Annotated in this window: 19 protein-coding genes and 1 tRNA gene; 12 read left to right on the top strand and 8 right to left on the bottom strand. The window is 62.6% G+C overall.

Annotated features, from left to right (window positions below):
* Positions 1–3 precede the first annotated feature (3 nt).
* The 3 genes from infB to rbfA are packed head-to-tail and all read left to right on the top strand — an operon-like array spanning position 4 to position 3,335.
* Positions 4–2,514, top strand: a complete 2,511-nt coding sequence (infB, locus tag VRS74_RS04135) for a translation initiation factor IF-2 (protein WP_354143977.1) — start codon at positions 4–6, stop codon at positions 2,512–2,514.
* A complete protein-coding gene (locus VRS74_RS04130) occupies positions 2,511–2,930 on the top strand; it encodes a PaaI family thioesterase (protein ID WP_354143976.1) in 420 nt (139 codons plus the stop codon). Before infB ends, VRS74_RS04130 begins: the two co-directional genes overlap by 4 nt.
* 3 nt (positions 2,931–2,933) lie before the next feature.
* Positions 2,934–3,335, top strand: coding sequence for a 30S ribosome-binding factor RbfA (gene rbfA, locus VRS74_RS04125; RefSeq protein ID WP_354143975.1), 402 nt, complete (start codon positions 2,934–2,936; stop codon positions 3,333–3,335).
* A 9-nt stretch (positions 3,336–3,344) separates the two neighbouring features.
* Here rbfA and VRS74_RS04120 read toward each other — a convergent pair whose 3' ends face one another.
* Positions 3,345–3,920 carry a YceI family protein gene (locus VRS74_RS04120; protein ID WP_354143974.1) on the bottom strand — a complete coding sequence of 192 codons (576 nt, stop codon included), beginning with the start codon at positions 3,918–3,920 and terminating at the stop codon, positions 3,345–3,347.
* Between the two features lie 160 nt (positions 3,921–4,080).
* On the opposite strand from VRS74_RS04120, the gene VRS74_RS04115 reads away from it, so the two are divergent.
* Entirely contained in the window at positions 4,081–4,920 is an 840-nt protein-coding gene (locus tag VRS74_RS04115) for an enoyl-CoA hydratase (protein ID WP_354143973.1), read from the top strand.
* Here VRS74_RS04115 and VRS74_RS04110 read toward each other — a convergent pair.
* Complete coding sequence (locus tag VRS74_RS04110) at positions 4,917–6,521, bottom strand: AbgT family transporter (RefSeq protein WP_354143972.1); 1,605 nt, start codon at positions 6,519–6,521, stop codon at positions 4,917–4,919. The two genes, VRS74_RS04115 and VRS74_RS04110, sit on opposite strands and share 4 nt — an antisense overlap.
* 124 nt (positions 6,522–6,645) lie before the next feature.
* Between VRS74_RS04110 and VRS74_RS04105 the strand changes: the two genes are divergently transcribed.
* The 6 genes from VRS74_RS04105 to VRS74_RS04080 all read left to right on the top strand — a co-directional run bounded on the left by VRS74_RS04105 (position 6,646) and on the right by VRS74_RS04080 (position 12,383).
* Positions 6,646–7,224 (top strand): thymidine kinase, encoded by a 579-nt coding sequence (locus VRS74_RS04105; RefSeq protein WP_354144144.1) that lies wholly within the window; start codon positions 6,646–6,648, stop codon positions 7,222–7,224.
* Between the two features lie 24 nt (positions 7,225–7,248).
* The gene (locus tag VRS74_RS04100; protein ID WP_354143971.1) at positions 7,249–7,932 is read left to right on the top strand and encodes a site-2 protease family protein; all 684 of its coding nucleotides are present in this window, start codon (positions 7,249–7,251) and stop codon (positions 7,930–7,932) included.
* Positions 7,932–8,831, top strand: a complete 900-nt coding sequence (gene truB / locus VRS74_RS04095) for a tRNA pseudouridine(55) synthase TruB (RefSeq protein WP_354143970.1) — start codon at positions 7,932–7,934, stop codon at positions 8,829–8,831. Before VRS74_RS04100 ends, truB begins: the two co-directional genes overlap by 1 nt.
* Before the next feature lie 12 nt (positions 8,832–8,843).
* Positions 8,844–9,113 (top strand): 30S ribosomal protein S15, encoded by a 270-nt coding sequence (gene rpsO, locus VRS74_RS04090; RefSeq protein ID WP_354143969.1) that lies wholly within the window; start codon positions 8,844–8,846, stop codon positions 9,111–9,113.
* Positions 9,114–9,342: 229 nt separating this feature from the next.
* Positions 9,343–11,637 carry a polyribonucleotide nucleotidyltransferase gene (gene pnp, locus VRS74_RS04085; RefSeq protein WP_354143968.1) on the top strand — a complete coding sequence of 765 codons (2,295 nt, stop codon included), beginning with the start codon at positions 9,343–9,345 and terminating at the stop codon, positions 11,635–11,637.
* Between the two features lie 68 nt (positions 11,638–11,705).
* Positions 11,706–12,383, top strand: a complete 678-nt coding sequence (locus VRS74_RS04080; RefSeq protein ID WP_354143967.1) for a spermine/spermidine synthase domain-containing protein — start codon at positions 11,706–11,708, stop codon at positions 12,381–12,383.
* A gap of 102 nt (positions 12,384–12,485) precedes the next feature.
* On the opposite strand, the gene VRS74_RS04075 is transcribed toward VRS74_RS04080, so the two are convergent.
* The 4 genes from VRS74_RS04075 to VRS74_RS04060 form a co-directional block, all read right to left on the bottom strand.
* Positions 12,486–13,298, bottom strand: coding sequence for a DUF481 domain-containing protein (locus VRS74_RS04075; RefSeq protein ID WP_354143966.1), 813 nt, complete (start codon positions 13,296–13,298; stop codon positions 12,486–12,488).
* Positions 13,295–13,432, bottom strand: coding sequence for a hypothetical protein (locus VRS74_RS04070; RefSeq protein ID WP_354143965.1), 138 nt, complete (start codon positions 13,430–13,432; stop codon positions 13,295–13,297). The genes VRS74_RS04075 and VRS74_RS04070 overlap by 4 nt, the downstream gene beginning before the upstream one ends.
* 11 nt (positions 13,433–13,443) lie before the next feature.
* A complete protein-coding gene (locus VRS74_RS04065) occupies positions 13,444–13,968 on the bottom strand; it encodes a DUF1993 domain-containing protein (protein WP_354143964.1) in 525 nt (174 codons plus the stop codon).
* 66 nt (positions 13,969–14,034) lie between these two features.
* Positions 14,035–14,718 (bottom strand): GcrA family cell cycle regulator, encoded by a 684-nt coding sequence (locus VRS74_RS04060; RefSeq protein ID WP_354143963.1) that lies wholly within the window; start codon positions 14,716–14,718, stop codon positions 14,035–14,037.
* A 102-nt stretch (positions 14,719–14,820) separates the two neighbouring features.
* On the opposite strand from VRS74_RS04060, the gene VRS74_RS04055 reads away from it, so the two are divergent.
* A complete protein-coding gene (locus VRS74_RS04055; RefSeq protein WP_354143962.1) occupies positions 14,821–15,714 on the top strand; it encodes an ABC transporter permease in 894 nt (297 codons plus the stop codon).
* A gap of 9 nt (positions 15,715–15,723) precedes the next feature.
* Here VRS74_RS04055 and hspQ read toward each other — a convergent pair whose 3' ends face one another.
* Positions 15,724–16,104 carry a heat shock protein HspQ gene (gene hspQ, locus VRS74_RS04050; protein ID WP_354143961.1) on the bottom strand — a complete coding sequence of 127 codons (381 nt, stop codon included), beginning with the start codon at positions 16,102–16,104 and terminating at the stop codon, positions 15,724–15,726.
* Between the two features lie 160 nt (positions 16,105–16,264).
* Between hspQ and VRS74_RS04045 the strand changes: the two genes are divergently transcribed.
* Positions 16,265–16,354: transfer RNA gene (locus VRS74_RS04045), tRNA-Ser, on the top strand.
* Positions 16,355–16,728: 374 nt separating this feature from the next.
* Here VRS74_RS04045 and VRS74_RS04040 read toward each other — a convergent pair.
* Positions 16,729–18,333 (bottom strand): recombinase family protein, encoded by a 1,605-nt coding sequence (locus VRS74_RS04040; RefSeq protein ID WP_354143960.1) that lies wholly within the window; start codon positions 18,331–18,333, stop codon positions 16,729–16,731.

Here is an 18,333-nt window from a genome sequence, read left to right as displayed (position 1 = left end):
TAGATGAGCGACGAAGACAACAAACCTGCCCGTAAACCGCTTGGCCTCAAGCGGAACGTGGATGCTGGTGAGGTCAAACAGACCTTCAGCCACGGCCGCACCAACAAGGTGGTGGTCGAGGTGAAGCAGCGTCGCCGCCTGGTTGGCAAGCCTGGCGAAGTGGCACCTCCCCCGCCGCCGCCACCTCCTCCGCCTCCGGCGCCGGTCGCCGCTGCACCTAAGCCTGCACCCAAGAAGGCCGTCTCGGCTTCGGAAACCCCGCAGGAACGAGTTGCGCGCCTTCAGCGCGAGGCCGAGGAAGAACGCCTGCGGCTGACGGAAGAAAACCGCAAGCGCGAGGAAGAGGAAGCTCGTCGTTCGGCCGAGGAAGAGAAGCGCCGTGCCGAAGAGAACCGCAAGGCTGAGGAAGAGGCCGCCAAGCGGCGCGCCGAACAGGCCGAAGCAACCGTAGAGGAAGCGCTTGAGCCTGCTGAAGCGGATGACGAATCCACGCCCACGCCTGCGCCGCGCAAGTTTACTCCGGTCGAACGGCCCGAGGCGAAGCGACCTGAAAAGGTCGAGGTCAAGAAGAAGAAGGACGACAAGCCCGCTCGCCACGAACGCGGCGATCGCGGCGGCGACAAGCGCCGTTCGGGCAAGTTGACCGTCACCCGTGCACTCAATGACGACGAGGGCCGTCGCGCCCGTTCGCTCGCCGCGCTGAAGCGCGCCCGCGAGAAGGAACGCCGCTTGCATGGCGGTCCGTCCGCGCCGCGTGAAAAGCAGGTGCGCGACGTCGTCGTGCCGGAAGCGATCACTGTGCAGGAACTCGCCAACCGCATGGCCGAGAAGGGCGCCGACCTGGTGAAGGCGCTGTTCAACATGGGCATGATGGTCACCGTCAACCAGACGATCGACCAGGACACCGCAGAGCTGCTAGTCGAGGAATTCGGCCATAACATCACCCGCGTTTCGGAAAGCGATGTCGATATCGATACGTCGGTCGACGTCGATGCCGACGAAACGCTGAAGTCGCGCCCGCCGGTCGTTACGATCATGGGCCATGTCGACCACGGCAAGACCAGCCTGCTCGATGCGCTGCGCGGTACCGATGTGGTGAAGGGCGAGGCCGGCGGCATCACCCAGCACATTGGCGCATACCAGATCACGACCAAGGGCAAGGACAAGGTCACTTTCCTTGATACGCCCGGCCACGCCGCGTTCACCGAAATGCGCGCGCGCGGCGCCAATGTCACCGACATCGTGGTGCTGGTGGTCGCAGGCGACGATGCGATCATGCCGCAGACGATTGAGGCCATCAATCACACCAAGGCCGCTGGCGTGCCGATGATCGTGGCGATCACCAAGGCCGACAAGCCGGAGTACAACGCACAGAAGGTGCGCGAACGCCTGCTCGAACATGAAGTGATCGTGGAAGAAATGTCGGGCGACGTGCAGGATGTCGAAGTCTCGGCCAAGACCGGCGCGGGTCTCGACGATCTGATCGAGAAGATCCTGCTCCAGGCCGAATTGCTCGAACTCAAGGCGAACCCCGATCGCGACGCCGAGGGCACGGTGATCGAAGCCCAGCTCGACAAGGGCCGCGGCCCGGTCGCCACTGTGCTCGTCACGCGTGGCACGCTCAAGCGCGGCGATACCTTCGTGGTTGGCACCGAAAGCGGCCGTGTGCGCGCGCTGATCGACGACAAGGGCAAGCAGGTGAAGGAAGCTGGTCCGGCCGTTCCGGTCGAGGTCCTCGGCCTTGGCGGCGTGCCGATGGCCGGAGACCAGCTGACCGTGGTCGAGAACGAACAGCGTGCCCGCGAGGTCGCTGCCTTCCGCCAGCAGAAGGCGACCGAGAAGCGCACTACGCTCGCCCCGACCAATTTCGACACGATGTTCTCGAACCTCAAGAGCGACGTGATCGAATTCCCGGTGGTGGTGAAGGCCGACGTGCAAGGCTCTGTGGAAGCGATCGTCAACGCGCTGCACAATCTCTCGAACGACGAGATCAAGGTGCGTGTGCTGCATGCAGGCGTCGGTGCGATTACCGAAAGCGACGTCACGCTGGCTTCGGCATCGAATGCGCCGATCATCGGCTTCAACGTGCGTCCCAATCCCAAGGCGCGCCAACTGGTCGAACGCGAGAAGGTGCGGATGATGTATTACGATGTCATCTATCACCTGACCGAAGAGATCGCGAAGGAAATGGCGGGCGAACTCGGTCCGGAGCGGATCGAAACGGTCGTCGGTCGTGCCGAAGTCAAGCAGGTGTTCCCTGCGGGCAAGAAGGACAAGGCTGCCGGCCTGCTGGTGCTCGACGGGGTCATCCGCAAGGGGCTGCACGCACGCCTTACGCGCGAAGATGTCATCGTGTCGAAGACCACGATTGCGTCGCTGCGGCGCTTCAAGGACGATGTGGACGAAGTTCGCGCCGGCCTCGAATGCGGCGTCGTGCTGAGTGACACCAACGACATCAAGGCAGGCGACAACCTCGAAGTGTTCGAAGTCGAGGAGCGTGAGCGGACCCTGTGAGCGAAGCCGCCCACACCCAGCGCCACGCGCTTAACGCCGCCCATGCAGAATTGCTGGGTGTCGAGTTCGACAGCTTCGATCGGGAGCGCGAGGAAATCACCTTGCGCTTCCGCGCACCTGACAGCTTCATCACTCCGCGCGGCAGCGTGCAGGGTGGGCTGATCGCCGAGTTTCTCGACGAAGTTATGGGCTGGGCGCATGTCTGGGCGACCGATCATGCAGAAGCCCCGCTCAATCTCGACATCAACATGACCATCCTCAAGCCGGTTCTCGCCGGCGCGCTGGTGGGCAAGGGCAGGGTAATCCGGCGAGGGCGGCGCGCGATCTTCCTGGAAGGCGAGCTGTTCGATCCGGCCGGAACGCTGCTCGCCCGTGCGACCAGCACCGCCATCCCGACGCCGCGACCCGGGAGCTAGGCTATGGCGCGTCAGCAATTCACGCCTGAACAACACTCGGTCCGTGTGCTTAAGGTGGGCGAGCGGGTGCGGCACATCCTTTCCGAATTGCTCGCACGGCAGGAAGTGCATGACGAACGCGTTTCGGCCGCCAATATCGCGGTCACTGAAGTGCGCATGAATCCCGACCTGCGGAATGCGACAGCCTATGTGAAGCCGCTGCTGGGCAAGGATGAAAGCGAGATCGTCACCGCGCTGCGGCAGAACACAGCCTATCTCCAGCGCGAAGTGGCGAAACGGTTGGGGCTCAAGTTTGCACCCAAGCTGAAATTCCGCACCGACGAGAGTTTCGACGAAGCTGACCGGATCGAGCGCCTTCTGAACGATCCGAAGGTTGCACGCGACCTGGACGGGGACGACGATTAGGAAGCTGGGCTAAGCCCGGGGCACCATCCGTGCCTTGAGCTGGATATTGACCCACTTGCCCACGATCAGGCCGTAGGACCGCATCCCGAAATCATAGCGATTGATCTTTGTCTCTCCGGTCAGCGTGATCGCTTCGCCCGGCAGGGTTTGTGCCGGTGGATGATCGAACACGACCTGCAAAGTTACCGGCTGGGTCACGCCGCGCACAGTCAGTTCGCCCTTTACGCTGCCAGTGGTGGGCGAAGTGAAGGCAATCTGGCGACCGACGAAGTGCACTGCGGGGTATTTCTCCACCCAGAAGAATTTCTCCCCCTTGAGTCGGCCAAGCGTCAACTGGTCGGGCGCGGTGAGGGCCCGTGCGTCGATCGTCACATCGAGCGAGATGTCTTGCGGACGGGCATGGTCGAGCCGGATCGAGCCCGAAACTGACGGGAAACCCGCGCTCTTGCTGCCAATCCCGAAGAAAGGCACCTTTGCCGAAAGGCTGCTCGCGGCGCCATCAACGGCATAAAGCTGTCCTGCGGGCGCAGCCGCACCCAGCAGCATGGCGGCCAGCAGGGCCATGAGGGTGCGGGCCATGATCATGCTTGGATCATACGCCTTTCCCGGGGTGATCCGCAATCAGCTTGCGGCGAATGGCGCGGGGCCTGGGGCAGCAAGCGGCTGGACCGTGCGACCTCTATCGCGAGGATTGACGAAAGCGGCCTTCGCGCTCGATAGTCGAGCGAATGGGAAGGGGGCCTGAATGACTTTCGAGCGCATCCGATACGAGCAGCCGGCGCCCGGTGTGGCGCGGATCATGCTGGCACGAGCCGACAAGGCAAACGCCCAGGACAAAGCGATGCTCTACGAAATCGATGCAGCGCTTTCGCAGGCTGCGCGCGATGACGCGATCCGATGCATCGTGATCGGGGCCGATGGAAAGAACTTCTCATCGGGCCACGATTTGAAGGACGAAAGTTCGCTCGCCGAGTTTCCAACGGTGACGCAATGGGCGCAATTCGGCGATCCGGGGCAGGCGGGCCAGATGAACGCCGAACATGAGATGTACTTCGGGCTTTGCATGCGCTGGCGGAACTTGCCCAAGCCCACGATCGTGCAGGTGCATGGCCGGTGCATGGCGGGCGGCCTGATGCTGGTTTGGCCGTTCGATATCGTTATCGCCGCTGACGATTCCGTGTTCTCTGATCCGACAGTCGGCTTTGGCGTGAACGGCGTCGAATATTTCGCGCATGTGTGGGAACTGGGCCATCGCAAGGCCAAGGAATTGCTGTTTACCGGCGGCGATCTGAATGCCGAAGACGCGCTTCGGCTCGGTATGGTCAATCACGTCGTGCCCAAATCGGACCTTGAGGCCTTCACGCTGGCGATGGCGGAACGCATCGGAAACCGCCCGATGATGGGGCTGCGGCTGGCGAAGCTCGCCTGCAACCAAAGCCTCGACGCCCAGGGTTATTCCGCAGCGCTAGGCGCGGCGATGGGCTGGCAGCAGCTGGGGCATGCTAATGCCCGCCTCCTGCATGGATCTCCGGTCGATCCGGCAGGGGCGAGGCTTATCAGGGACGACTTCAGCGGCGAGAGCTAGCTGGTAACTGCTGCGCCCGCCGCCTCGGCACCCATCGGCAGCGGCGCAAATACTTGCGCGCCCGGCCCCAGCGGCAGGTCCAGCACGACCCAGCCGATCGTCAGCGCCACGCCCACGACCAGCAACCCCACCGAATAGGGCAGCATGGTCGCGGCCAAGCTTCCGAGCCCGAAGTCCTTTTGCCAGCGCTGGCAGAAGATCAGAATCAGCGGGAAATAGACCATCAGCGGGGTGATGATGTTGGTGGCCCCGTCGCCCACGCGATAGGCGGCGGTCGACATTTCCGGCGTGATCCCCAACAGCATCAACATCGGCACCATCACTGGAGCTAGCAGTGCCCATTTGGCGCTGGCCGAACCCACGAACAGGTTGAGCATGCCCGTCAGGACTATGATGCCCGCGAGCAGCGCCCAGGCTGGCAGGCCGGAAGAACGTAGCGCGTCGGCTCCTTCCACCGCCATGATCAGGCCAAGGTTCGACCAGGTGAACATCGCCACGAAATGCGCCGCAGCGAAAGCCAGCACGAGGTAGTAGGCAAGATCCTCCATCGAGCCTGACATCATCTTCACAAGGTCGCGATGGTTGCCGATCGTTCCGGCCGCGCGGCCATAGGCCCATGCGGCGAGCAGGAAGAGCAGGAAGAAGCCGCCGACCAGGCTCTGGTAGAGCGGGGTCAATCGTGCCTCTGGTGTGGCATCCTCATTGATCAGCGGCGTGCCCGGGCCGAAGGTGAAGACCAGCCACAGTCCGACGACCGCCAGCACTGCAAAGCCCGCATTGCGCAAGCCGCGGCGCTCCCCGCCTGTCAGCGGGCGATCGCTCGGTTCGTCGTCCGAGGGGCGACCGGCGCGCGCCGGGTCCCATGTTCCCAAACGCGGCTCGATGATCTTGTCGGTGACATACCAGATCACGGGCAGGAACACCGCGAACATCGCAGCGATGAAGTACCAATTGCCTGCGATATTGGCGGTGAAGTCGCCGAACACCGTTTCGACTGCCGCCTCGGTAATGCCGAACAGCAATGCGTCGAGCTGGCCCGGCAGCAAATTGGCCGAGAATCCGCCCGAAACACCTGCAAATGCCGCCGCAATGCCTGCAATCGGATGGCGGCCCGCAGCGTGGAAGATGATGCCTGCCAGCGGAATCAACACGACATAGGCCGCATCCGCAGCAAGGTTGCCCATCATCCCTACAGCGACGATGATCGGGGTGAGCAGTGCCTTGGGCGCGTCGCGCACGCCTGCGCGCATCGCGGTGCCGAACAGCCCGGCGCGCTCAGCCACGCCTGCACCTAGCATAACCACCAGCACATAGCCCAGCGGGTGAAAATGGGTGAATGTCTTGGGCATTTCGACCCAGAGTTTCTGGATGTTCTCCGCTGCCAGCAGGCTCTTGGCGGCGATCACTTGCGCGGCCCCGGTCTCGGGATCGATCTCGGTCGGGTGCGCGGCGGACCAGCCCAGCAGCGACGCGATGATCGAGATGACGATCAGGCCGCCGATCAGCCAGAAGAACAGAAATACCGGATCGGGCAGCCTGTTGCCGGTGCGCTCGATCCAACCCAAAATGCCGCGCGGTTGCGCAGTCGCCGATTCCCCCATGAAACTCCCCTAAATCTATCCGGTATTCGAACAGGCTCCGGATTGCCGGTGTCTGTATTCTGCCCTGTGAATGGAAAAGTCCCCAGTGCTGGTCTGGTTCCCGCGGCTCGCCTATCACCGGCGAATGGCCAAGCTCTATTTCTATTATGCCAGCATGAACGCGGGGAAAAGCTCTACCCTGCTCCAGGCTGCTTTCAACTATGGCGAGCGCGGAATGCGGGTTTCGCTATGGACTGCTGCGATCGATGACCGCCCGGGCTTCGGTGCGATCAGCAGCCGGATCGGGCTCGCCAGCGATGCGCACCGTTTCTCGCCCGAGACCGACATTCTCGAATGCGTGCTGCAGGAACATACCGAGGGAAGGGTCGACTGCGTGCTGATCGACGAAGCGCAGTTCCTTACCGAAGAGCAAGTCTGGCAATGCGCGCGGCTGGCCGATGAAAACGGTACGCCGGTGGTATGCTATGGCCTGCGTACCGATTTCCAGGGCAAGCTGTTTCCGGGATCGGCGGAATTGCTGGGAATTGCGGATTCGCTCGTCGAGCTAAAGGGCATTTGCCATTGCGGACGCAAGGCGACGATGAACATGCGCGTCGATGAGAGCGGCAAGGCGGTGAAGCATGGCGCGCAGACCGAGATCGGCGGCAATGACCGCTATGTCGCGCTGTGCCGCAAGCATTTCAGCCAGGCTCTGGCGGGCTGACCCGGCGCGCCCTATCTACAGGCGATGACAGAGACGTTCACCCTCGCGCTGGTGCTTATTCCATCGCTGGTTGTCGCGATCGTGTTCCACGAAGTCGCGCATGGCTATGCTGCATTGCTGCTCGGCGACACCACTGCGCGCGATCAGCGGCGGCTGACCTTGAATCCGATCAGGCATGTCGATCCCGTAGGCACACTGCTGGTGCCGGGCAGCCTCGCACTGATGGGCGCGCCGGTCTTCGGATGGGCCAAGCCCGTGCCGGTACGGCAGGATCGGCTCGACAATCCGCGCTATGGCATGATGGCAGTGGCTGCCGCAGGGCCGGGCACCAATTTCGTGCTGGCTGCGCTAGGTGCGGTCGCGCTGGGTTTGCTGGCGCCCACGCTTGCACCAGCGTTGGGTGAGCACCCGCCGTTGCTTGCACAAGGCCTGTTCTATTTCATCCTGATCAATGTCTTCCTTGGCATGTTCAACCTGCTGCCTATCCCGCCTTTCGACGGGTCGCACATCGTGGAAGGTCTGTTGCCGCGCCGATATGTGCACCTCTACGCGCGGCTGCGGCCCTATGGCATGCTGCTGTTCGTGGCGCTGGTCGCGGTGACGTGGTTCGCGCCGCAATGGGGCGTGCTGGAGAACACGATTGGCCCGCCGGTGAATTGGGCGCTTGAGAAATATTTGCACCTCGCCAGCGCCGTCTCGGGCAAGTGATGCCGCACGGCTGGCTGATCCTGGACAAGCCCCGAGGGCTAGGCTCGACTCAGGCGGTCGGCATGGTCAAGCGGGTGCTGCGCCAGGGTGGTCATGGCAAGGCCAAGGTCGGCCATGGCGGAACGCTCGACGCGCTTGCAGAGGGCGTGCTGCCGATCGCGCTGGGCGAAGCGACCAAGCTGGCCGGGCGGATGCTCGATGCGAGCAAGATCTACGATTTCACGATCCGCTTTGGCGAGGAGACCGACACGCTCGATACCGAGGGTCAGGTTGTGGCGACCAGCGATGTGATGCCTTCGCGGGTCGAGGTCGAAGCTATCCTGCCGCGCTTCACCGGCCCGATCGAGCAGGCCCCGCCCGCCTATTCCGCGATCAAGGTTGAGGGCAAGCGCGCCTATGATTTGGCGCGTGCGGGCGAAGAAGTGGAAATGAAGACCCGCGCGGTAACGATCCATTCGCTCGAACTGGTCGAAGCCGATGCGGGTTCGGCAACCCTGCGAGCTCATGTCTCGAAAGGCACCTATATCCGCTCGCTGGCGCGGGATATCGCCCACGCCCTTGGAACGGTCGGTCATGTCACCTATCTCAGGCGCACCAAGGCCGGTCCGTTCCTTCAGGAATCGGCGATTTCGCTGGACAAGCTGGAGGAAATCGCTAAGGGCGCGAGCCTTCAAGACCTCCTCCTGCCGCTCGAGGCGGGGCTGGACGACATCCCGGCCTTGCAACTCGATTCCGTTAGCGCGCAGGCGGTCCGCCAGGGCCGGGTGCTTACGGAGATGCCCCAAAGCGACGGGCTCTATCTGGCAAGGCTGGGCAATGTACCGGTGGCGCTGATGGAACTCACCGCTGGCACGGCCAAGGTCGTCAGGGGTTTCAACCTGCCAGATGTCGCTGAGTAAGAGAGAACAGACATGTCGGTTACCGCCGAAAAGAAGCAAGAGATCATCAAGGACAACGCCCGCGACAACAAGGACACGGGCAGCCCCGAAGTGCAGGTCGCGATCCTCACCGAGCGCATCCGCAACCTCACCGATCACTTCAAGGATCATCATAAGGACAACCACTCGCGTCGTGGCCTGCTGATGATGGTCAACAAGCGTCGCACCCTGCTCGCCTATCTCAAGAAGAAGGACGTTGAGCGGTACAACGCACTGATCCAGAAGCTGGGTCTTCGTAAGTAAGAGTTTCTCGAAGGGCGGCTCACAAGGCCGCCCTTCGTCTATTCGGGAAGATCGCACGAAAAGTTGAACCCGGTTTCGGGTTCGCGATCGGACCAACAAGCGGCCATCCTTCGCAATTCGGTGAAGGGGCCCCGGGGCATGAAAGGCCCCACACCGGACCGGGACGGCTTGCCCGGAAATGCAGGCCCCGCGCGGCAATATGGCCCCGCGGGTTCAAGAAGGAAAATCAATGTTCGACACGAAAACCGTATCGCTGGAGTGGGGCGGAAAAACCCTCACTCTGGAAACCGGCCGCATTGCCCGCCAAGCTGATGGCGCTGTGCTGGCCACCTATGGCGAAACCGTGGTGCTGTGCGCCGTGACCGCCGCCAAGAGCGTCAAGGAAGGCCAGGACTTCTTCCCGCTCACCGTCCACTACCAGGAAAAATTCTCGTCGGCCGGCCGGATCCCCGGTGGCTTCTTCAAGCGCGAACGCGGCGCGACCGAAAAGGAAACGCTGACCAGCCGCCTGATCGACCGCCCCGTGCGTCCGCTTTTCCCCGAAGGTTTCTACAACGAAATCAACGTTATCGCGCAGGTCTTCAGCTATGATGGCGAGTGCGAGCCCGATGTGCTGGCGATGATCGCCGCTTCGGCTGCGCTGACCATTTCGGGCGTGCCCTTCATGGGCCCGATCGGTGCCTGCCGCGTCGGCTTCGTCAATGGCGAATACGTGCTCAACCCGAAGCAGACGACCTCGCTTTCCGACGATGGCCGTCTCGACCTCGTCGTCGCCGCCACGCATGACGCGGTGATGATGGTCGAATCCGAAGCCAAGGAGCTCACTGAGCAGGAAATGCTCGGTGCGGTTGCCTTCGCCCACGACAACATTCGTCCGGTGGTCAAGGCGATCATCGAGCTGGCCGAAAAGGCTGCGAAGGATCCGTGGGAAGTCGCTTCGCAGGATGGCAACGATGACATGAAGTCGGCGATCAAGGCCATGATCGGCAGCGATATCGCTGCCGCCTACAAGCTGACCGACAAGTCGGCCCGTTCGGACGCGCTCAACGCCGCCCGTGACAAGGTCAAGGCGCATTACGCTTCGGAAGAATTCGACGGCCAGCAGCGCATGACCGCGATCAAGCTGACCAAGAAGCTCGAAGCCGAAATCGTCCGCGGCGCCATCCTGAAGGACGGCACCCGCATCGACGGCCGCAAGCTCGACCAGGTTCGCCCGATCGAAGCCATGGTCGGCGTGTTGCCGCGCGCTCACGGTTCGTCGCTGTTCACTCGCGGCGAGACCCAGGCGCTGTGCTCGACCACGCTCGGCACCAAGGACGCCGAGCAGATGATCGACGGCCTCGAAGGGCTGAGCTACGAACGCTTCATGCTGCACTACAACTTCCCGCCCTATTCGGTCGGTGAAGTGGGCCGCTTTGGCGCGCCGTCGCGTCGCGACACCGGACACGGCAAGCTGGCATGGCGCGCGCTGCACAATGTGCTGCCGAGCCATGAAGACTTCCCCTACACGATCCGCGTCTTGTCGGACATCACCGAGTCCAACGGCTCGAGCTCGATGGCGACCGTGTGCGGCGGCTGTCTCAGCATGATGGACGCCGGCGTTCCGATCGCGCGCCCGGTTTCGGGCATCGCGATGGGCCTGATCCTTGAAGGCAAGGACTTTGCGGTCCTGTCGGACATCCTGGGTGACGAAGACCACCTGGGCGACATGGATTTCAAGGTGGCTGGGACCGAAGCGGGCATCACCACGATGCAGATGGACATCAAGGTTGCCGGCATCACGCAGGAAATCATGGCGAAGGCGCTCGAGCAGGCGAAGGCCGGCCGTACGCATATCCTTGCTGAAATGCAGAAGGCTCTTGGTTCGGCTCGCACCGAAGTCAGTAAGCATGCTCCGCGCATCGAGACGATCCAGATCGACAAGTCGAAGATCCGTGACGTCATCGGCACCGGCGGCAAGGTGATCCGCGAGATCGTGGCCGAAACCGGCGCGAAGGTGGACATCGACGACGAAGGCGTGATCAAGATCAGCTCGTCGGACCTCGACCAGATCGAAGCCGCCAAGAAGTGGATCCTCGGCATCGTCGAGGAACCCGAAGTCGGCAAGATCTACAACGGCAAGGTCGTCAACATCGTCGACTTCGGTGCGTTCGTGAACTTCATGGGCGGCAAGGACGGTCTCGTCCACGTCAGCGAAATGAAGAACGAGCGGGTCGAGAAGCCGACCGACGTCGTGTCTGAAGGCCAGGAAGTGAAGGTCAAGGTGCTCGAGATCGACAATCGCGGCAAGGTCCGCCTGTCGATGCGGGTCGTTGACCAGGAAACCGGCGAAGAGCTGGAAGACACTCGCCCTCCGCGCGAACCGCGTGAACCGCGCGGCGATCGTGGCGACCGCGGCGACCGGGGTGATCGTCGCGGTCCGCGCGGCAATCGCGACCGTGGCCGTGGCGGCGACCGTGGCGGCCGTCGCGAACGCGGCGGTGACGACGGTGCGGCGCACGTGCCCGACTTCCTGAAGGACTGATCGTCCGTCAGGCGTAACATGAAGGGGCCGCCGGTTCGCCTGCGGCCCTTTTGCTTTGGAGAATTGCCATGCTTCCGCGCGAGACCCTTGCCACTGCCGAAATTCCCGGCGGCGACAAGCTGACGCTGGTCAGCCACGGGCGCGATTTCATCATCATGCTTGGCCGCGACGAGCTGATGGGCACGCGGATGCAGTTCAGCGAGGAACAGCTGGCGGAACTGACGCTTGATCGCGTCACTGCGCCCGCGCCGCGCGTTCTGGTCGGCGGCTATGGCATAGGCTTCACCTTCCGGGCCGCGCTGGCCAAGCTCGACGGGCGAGGCCGGGTGATCGTGGCCGAAGTCGTGCCCGAGATCCTCGATTGGGCAAGGGGACCGCTGGCGCATCTGACCGGCGACACGCTCGATGACCCGGCGGGCGAGATTGTAATCGCCGACGTCGCCGCGCTGATCGATGACGCGGTCGATGGCACCACACCGCGTTATGACGCGATCCTGCTCGACGTCGACAACGGCCCTGACGGGATCGTGCGCGAAGGCAACGAGCGGCTTTATACCCGCACCGGGATCGCGCGGATGCGCGATGCGCTCAATCCGGGCGGCGTGCTGGCGGTGTGGTCGGCGGCGCCCGACAACAAGTTTACCGTGCGGCTGAAGGATGCCGGCTTCGCGGTCGACGTGCAAACGGTGCGCGCCCGCCCCAACAACAAGGGGCCGCGCCACACGATCTGGTTTGCGCGCATTTGATTGCGCGCGCCGTCCGGCGCGCGACATCCTCGCTCATGCATCCTGACGGTCGCGTCGCTGCGGGCGGTCGCCCTTGCGATCGCTTTGCGATCGAGAATCCGACTAGAAATCGTAGATCAGCGTCATCCGGGTGAGCGTGTCGGTCTGGACGGCACCCTCGGGCGGATTGCTGTCATAGTCGATCGCGTAGGCAAAGCGTGCGGTCAGCTTGTCACTGACCTTGGCGTTGAGGCCCGTGACCAGATTGATGCTGGTGTTGCTCGAATCAACGATGATCGTTGTCGATCCGCCCGTCTCCGCGACTGCGTTTGTGTCATGGGTCAATTTCAGCCGGTCGGTGATGTTCCAGTCAAAATCCACGCCCAGTAGGCCGGCGATCCGGTTTTCGCTCTCTCCGCTGACGAAGTTGGTAACCCGATAGGCCGGGCCGATCTTACCTGAGAGCTGCAGGTCGGCTTCCTTGATGAACTGGTAGCCGACGCCGCCTGACACAGCATAGCGGGCGGAAAAGCCCTGGAGCCGGTCGCGTTCGTATTGTGCAAGCCCGTAAACGAACAGCTTGTCCGAGATGTTGTAGTTGGGTTCGTAGGCGAACAGGAACTGCTCGCGTGTCGTGTTGCCGTTCGAACGCTGGTAATCGGCGCGACCACGCAGCTTGTGCCGCCAGTCGATCCCTGTGCGGGTCAGCGCCAGGCTGGCGCTGAGTCCGGTGTTGGAGCTGTTGCCGGTAGCGCGCAGCGCGCCGAACTCGCCCTTGCCGTCCCAATTGTCGAACAGGCTCGCGTGGCGGATTTCGGCCTCCTTCGCTGCCTTTGCTTCCTCCGCTAGCCGTGCCTGATCGGCTTCGAAGGTGGCGAGGATGGCGTCGACTTCTTCGCTGTCAGCCGGATTGGTCTGGCGTGCGAGCGCAATCACTGCTCGCCTGTCTCCGGATCGCCTTTCTCGATTGCCGCATCGATCATGGCCCTGACGGGCGCAGGAAGCTCTGCTGCGGCAGCGACCGAGGACATCAGGCAAGCGAGCGCGAGGCCCGCGCGCAGGACAGTCATCGCAATTCTCGTCAGGCGTTGAAGCGCGGCACGCCCATATAGTCGCGCTTGCCGATCGGCACGCCCTTCATCCGCAGGATGTCGTAGAAGGTGGTTGCGTGGAAATAGAAATTGGGCTGGCTGAAGCTCAGCAGGAAGTTCTGTCCAGTGAACTCCATCAGTCGCTTTCCGCCGAGCACGAAGCCGACGGACTGGTCGGCCACAGCTTCGAGCTGTTCGGGCGCGACGCTGGCCAGTCCCTGCTGGGCTGCTGCGATCTGCGCGCGCATCGCATCCCAGCTGCCCGGGATGTCGGTGAAATCGGGCGAGAATTCGCCAGTCGGAAGCAGTTCGATGACGAAGGCCGAATGGACCCAGCAGCTGCGCACGTGCCACGGCAGCGGCCACATGGTCTCAGCCAGTCGCGCTTCGATCAGCTCGGCATCGTCAAGGCCATGTTCCTTGGCATGGGCTTCGGCCTTGTCGATCAGATTGGCGACGCCGCCGAGGATCTGCTGGCAGCTGGGAACGAATGCATCGTAAAGCGAAAGGGCCATGGTCGTTCTCTCCGTTTGCAAGAAGGCCCGGCAATCGCGTGACTGCCGGGCCTCGTATTGTCTGGCTCAGCGTACTCGCGGTCCGCCGAAAGGCAGCGGCGGAGGGGGGCGCCGTGCGCCGCGCGGCAGCTGTGCCTGATAGGCGCGCCCGCAATGTTCGACGCAATAGGGATAGCCGGGGTTCACCTGCTCGCCGCAGAAATGGAAATGGGGCTCGCCGGGATGGCCCATCGGCCAGCGGCAGACCTTGTCCGACAGGTCGAGCAGGCTGGTCTTGTCGGCGATCTCTGGGCTCGGCTTGGCCGGCACCAGTCGGCGCGGCGGCGCCGGAGGGATCGGTGCCTGCTGTTCGCCGGGGCCCTGGCGCAGGAAGCCGCCGGGGCCGACCGACACGATCTTGGGCAGGTCAGCCGTCGGATTGGGGATCGGCTGCGACGGGATTGCCGCGTGGCTTGCGCTCGCAACCGGCGAAGGCGCGCTTGCAACCGGTTTGGCTGCCGGCTTCGGGGCTGCAGGCTTGGCAGCGGGCTTCTTGGCCGTAACAGGCTTTGCTGCAGGCTTGTTCGCGGCTGCCTTGGGCTGCTCATTCGCCTTTACAGGCGACGGGCGGGACTTGAGCCCCAGCCGGTGCGCCTTGCCGATCACCGCATTGCGGCTAACGCCTCCCAATTCGTCGGCGATCTGGCTGGCGGTAGCGCCGCCTTCCCACATCTTCTTCAGCGTTGCGATACGCTCGTCAGTCCAACTCATCGAAATTCCAGTTCCTGTTCGCTTGCCCCGGCGTCGTCCGCCAGTGGGGCGATCGTATCGCCCGACTTGTCACAGCCGTCGCATCGCACTAGTCGCCCAAGCATGGCCGATCAAGCACCTGCAGCCAGCCCCGATCCGGAGGCACCCCTCGATAGCGAAGCATCGGGCGAGGGGACCCGTTTTCCGCCCCGCGGTGAATCGGTGATTACCGGGATCAACCGCATCGGGCTGTGGAGCCTCTATATGAAGGAGGTGCGGCGGTTTCTCAAGGTCCAGACGCAGACAATCTGGGCTCCTGCAGTCACTACGCTGCTGTTTCTCGTGATCTTCACTGTCGCGCTGGGGCGCGAAGGGCGGATGGTGCTCGGCGTGCCCTTCGCCAGCTTTGTCGCGCCGGGGCTGATCGTGATGGGCATGATGCAGAATGCCTTCGCCAATTCGTCCTTCTCGCTGCTTTCGGGTAAGATCCAGGGGACCATCATCGATTTGCTGATGCCGCCGCTCTCACCCGGAGAGTTGATGACCGGCATCGTCGCCGCAGCGGTAACCCGCGCGGTGATGGTTGGCTGCACCGTGGCCGCGGCCATGTTGCTGTGGCCGGGCGTGCATCTAGGGGTCGAGCACTGGTGGGCGGTGATCTGGTTCGGCCTGATGGGCTCGATAATGCTAAGCGTGATGGGCCTCGCCACCTCGATCTGGTCTGAGAAATTCGACCACAATGCGGCGATCACCAATTTCGTGATCGCGCCGCTGTCGCTGCTGTCGGGCACCTTCTACGTAATCGACAACCTGCATGGCGTATTCCAGGGGATCAGCCGCGCCAACCCGTTCTTCTACGTGATTTCGGGCTTCCGCTATGGCTTCCTGGGCGAAAGCGATATTGGCGAAGGAAGCGGCCCGATCGCGCAGGCCGCGATCGGGCTTGGCGTGCTCAACCTGGCGATGGCCTATGTCGTGTATCACGTGCTCAAGTCCGGCTGGAAGCTGAAGGACTGAGCCTAAGCCTTAGTGGGTCAGCGCGCGCCGCATGCGGTAGCGCCCGCCATCGAACTGTTCGAACAGCTGCGCGATATGCGGATGGTCGATCGGGCCGCCGCTCGTGTCCCGCAACAGGTTCTGCTGGCTGACATAGGCGACATAGGAACTGTCCTCATTCTCCGCCAGCAAGTGATAGAACGGCTGGTCGCGATCCGGACGGATCTCTTCGGGAATGGCTTGGTACCATTCCTCGCTATTGGCAAAGACAGGGTCGATATCGAAGATGACCCCGCGAAAATCGAACACGCGGTGGCGCACGATTTCACCTATCCCGAAGCGGGTTTTGACGTGGCGCGGGGCATCAATATTGCGGCCCGCCTGGCTGGAAAAGAACACAGCGCGATCCATAGTAGGCAGGATATGGGTTTTTGCGGGTGCGAAACAAGATGTGCGCGATGCATCGTCCCCAGTTTTGGCACGAATTGGGGCTTGGCAAGGGGCGGGGCTTCGGCTAACCGGCGCGCTCGCTTCGACCGGGGGCCTAGGCCCGCAAGCGCACTCGACATGCGGAGAGGTGGCAGAGTGGTCGAATGCGCCGCACTCGAAATGCGGTATAGGGGTAACTCTATCGAGGGTTCGAATCCCTCCCTCTCCGCCACCGACCCCCGGAACAGGTCTCTCATTACAGGGTCCTGATATAAGCTGCGGAAGTGTGGGCACTAAACAGGACAATTCCAACACTAGGCGGCATTTCACGAGCGGTTCCTGGCCATATCAGGGCGGATTTACGCGGGCTGTCTCTGGCCCGATCGCCATCGGTTGGGTTTCCCTGTTAATAAGGGAAAGAACAGGGAAAAATGTAAATTTGAGGCCTCAAACAGGCCTTTTGCGGTGATTTTGCTCAATCTGCTGCAGATTTAAGCGCGCAATTACAGCGTCTTGGAGGCGCAAAATACCCCTTTCCCTGTTCTTCACCAGAACAGGGTATTTAATCGCGATAACAGGGAGCGATATCGTCCGTAACAGGGCCTGTTATGGCGCAGAACAGGGCGCGCCCGAGAGCTCAAAACCAAGCGCTTTGCGCTGCTTGTCCCAGCATAGCGGTAGGTTTGTCTTGACCAGTCGCTCGAGGTTGAGACCGGCGGGCTGGCGGCCCTCGACGATGGCGCGCTGGATATCGGGCGCAAGGAAAACGAGGCGCTGGATGCGGTTGTCATAGGGTGAGGCGGGAGCTGCCTCGACGAGCGGCATGCCGCGCTCGCTTGATGCCATGGCATTTGCACGCCGCAAGGCAGCGATGAGTGTTCGGTCGCGCTGGCGCGGACTGCGCCTGCCGAGAAGGATGTGGCGCTTACCGCCGCGCAGCGGCAGAGCGAGTTCGAGCGCAATGACGGTCCGCTTGCTGTTGGCGGAGATCATCTCTTCTCCGTCCGCGGCTGTGCTGTGCAGGTCGACCGAGCGATCGCCAGCCAAAGTAATGAGCATGCCGCGTTCGGTGAGGCGTACCTCCTCCAGTACGCTCATGGGATCTGCGAAGCGCGGCAGCCAGCGTTCGAGCGTATCTCTTATCAAGGCATCAAGCCTGGGGCCGGGCAGTCGCCGGATGATATCATCATCAGCTACGCGCTGGCCCTGCTGAAGCGAGGCGGAGACATAGTAGGGGTAGAGCGTGCCATGGCGATTGCGGGCGAAAGCAGGGGTCATGGCTTCGCCGGCTGCATCGAACAGTCTGCCCATAAGCGGCGCCCGTGCGACTGAGCGCTCTTTGGACTCGCCGCGCCTCCTCGAGTTGGCATCGAGCTGGTGCTGAACCTTACCGAAAAGGTCCTGCTCGACGATCGCTTCGTGCTCTCCCTGGTGAACTTCGCTTTTGTGGGTGATGAGACCGAGATAGGTCTTGTTGCGCAGCAGATGGAACAGCGCGCCGCGGCTGAAATGTCCGCCGCCCAGCACCTTGCCTTTTTGCGTCACATGGCGCTTGGAGGTGATGCCTTCTGCTTCAAGCTCGCGCTGCAGTGTGTAGACCGACCCCAGCGCGAGATAGCGGGTGAAGATATGGCGTACCCGCTCGGCCTCCTCGCTATTGACCCTTAACGTACGTGATCCCGACTCGGGGATATCGTAGCCCAGCGGCGGAAGCCCGCCCATCCACATGCCGCGGGCCTTGGAGGCGGCGATCTTGTCGCGGATCCGCTCGCCGGTGACCTCGCGCTCGAACTGGGCAAAGGAGAGAAGCACATTGAGCATCAATCTGCCCATCGAGCTCGTGGTGTTGAACGACTGGGTGACCGACACGAAACTGACGTCATGCTTCTCGAAGATCTCGACGATGCGGGCAAAGTCGGTGAGCGAGCGGGTCAGCCGGTCGATCTTGTAGACCACCACGACATCGATATCACCGGCTGCGATGTCAGCAAGCAGACGCTTCAACCCCGGTCGTTCCATGCTGCCGCCGGAGTAACCGCCATCATCATATTGTTCAGGCAAGAGTGTCCAGCCTTCACCGGCCTGGCTCTGCACATAGGCTTCGGCGGCAACGCGCTGCGCATCCAGCGAGTTAAAATCCTGCTCGAGCCCTTCCTCGGAAGACTTGCGGGTATAGACTGCGCAGCGGATCGTATCTTTCCTGGTGCCCAT

This window comes from Altererythrobacter litoralis (genome assembly GCF_036324225.1).
GTDB classification, from domain to species: Bacteria; Pseudomonadota; Alphaproteobacteria; order Sphingomonadales; family Sphingomonadaceae; genus Erythrobacter; species Erythrobacter litoralis_A.
This window is presented reverse-complemented; position numbering and strand designations above follow the sequence as displayed.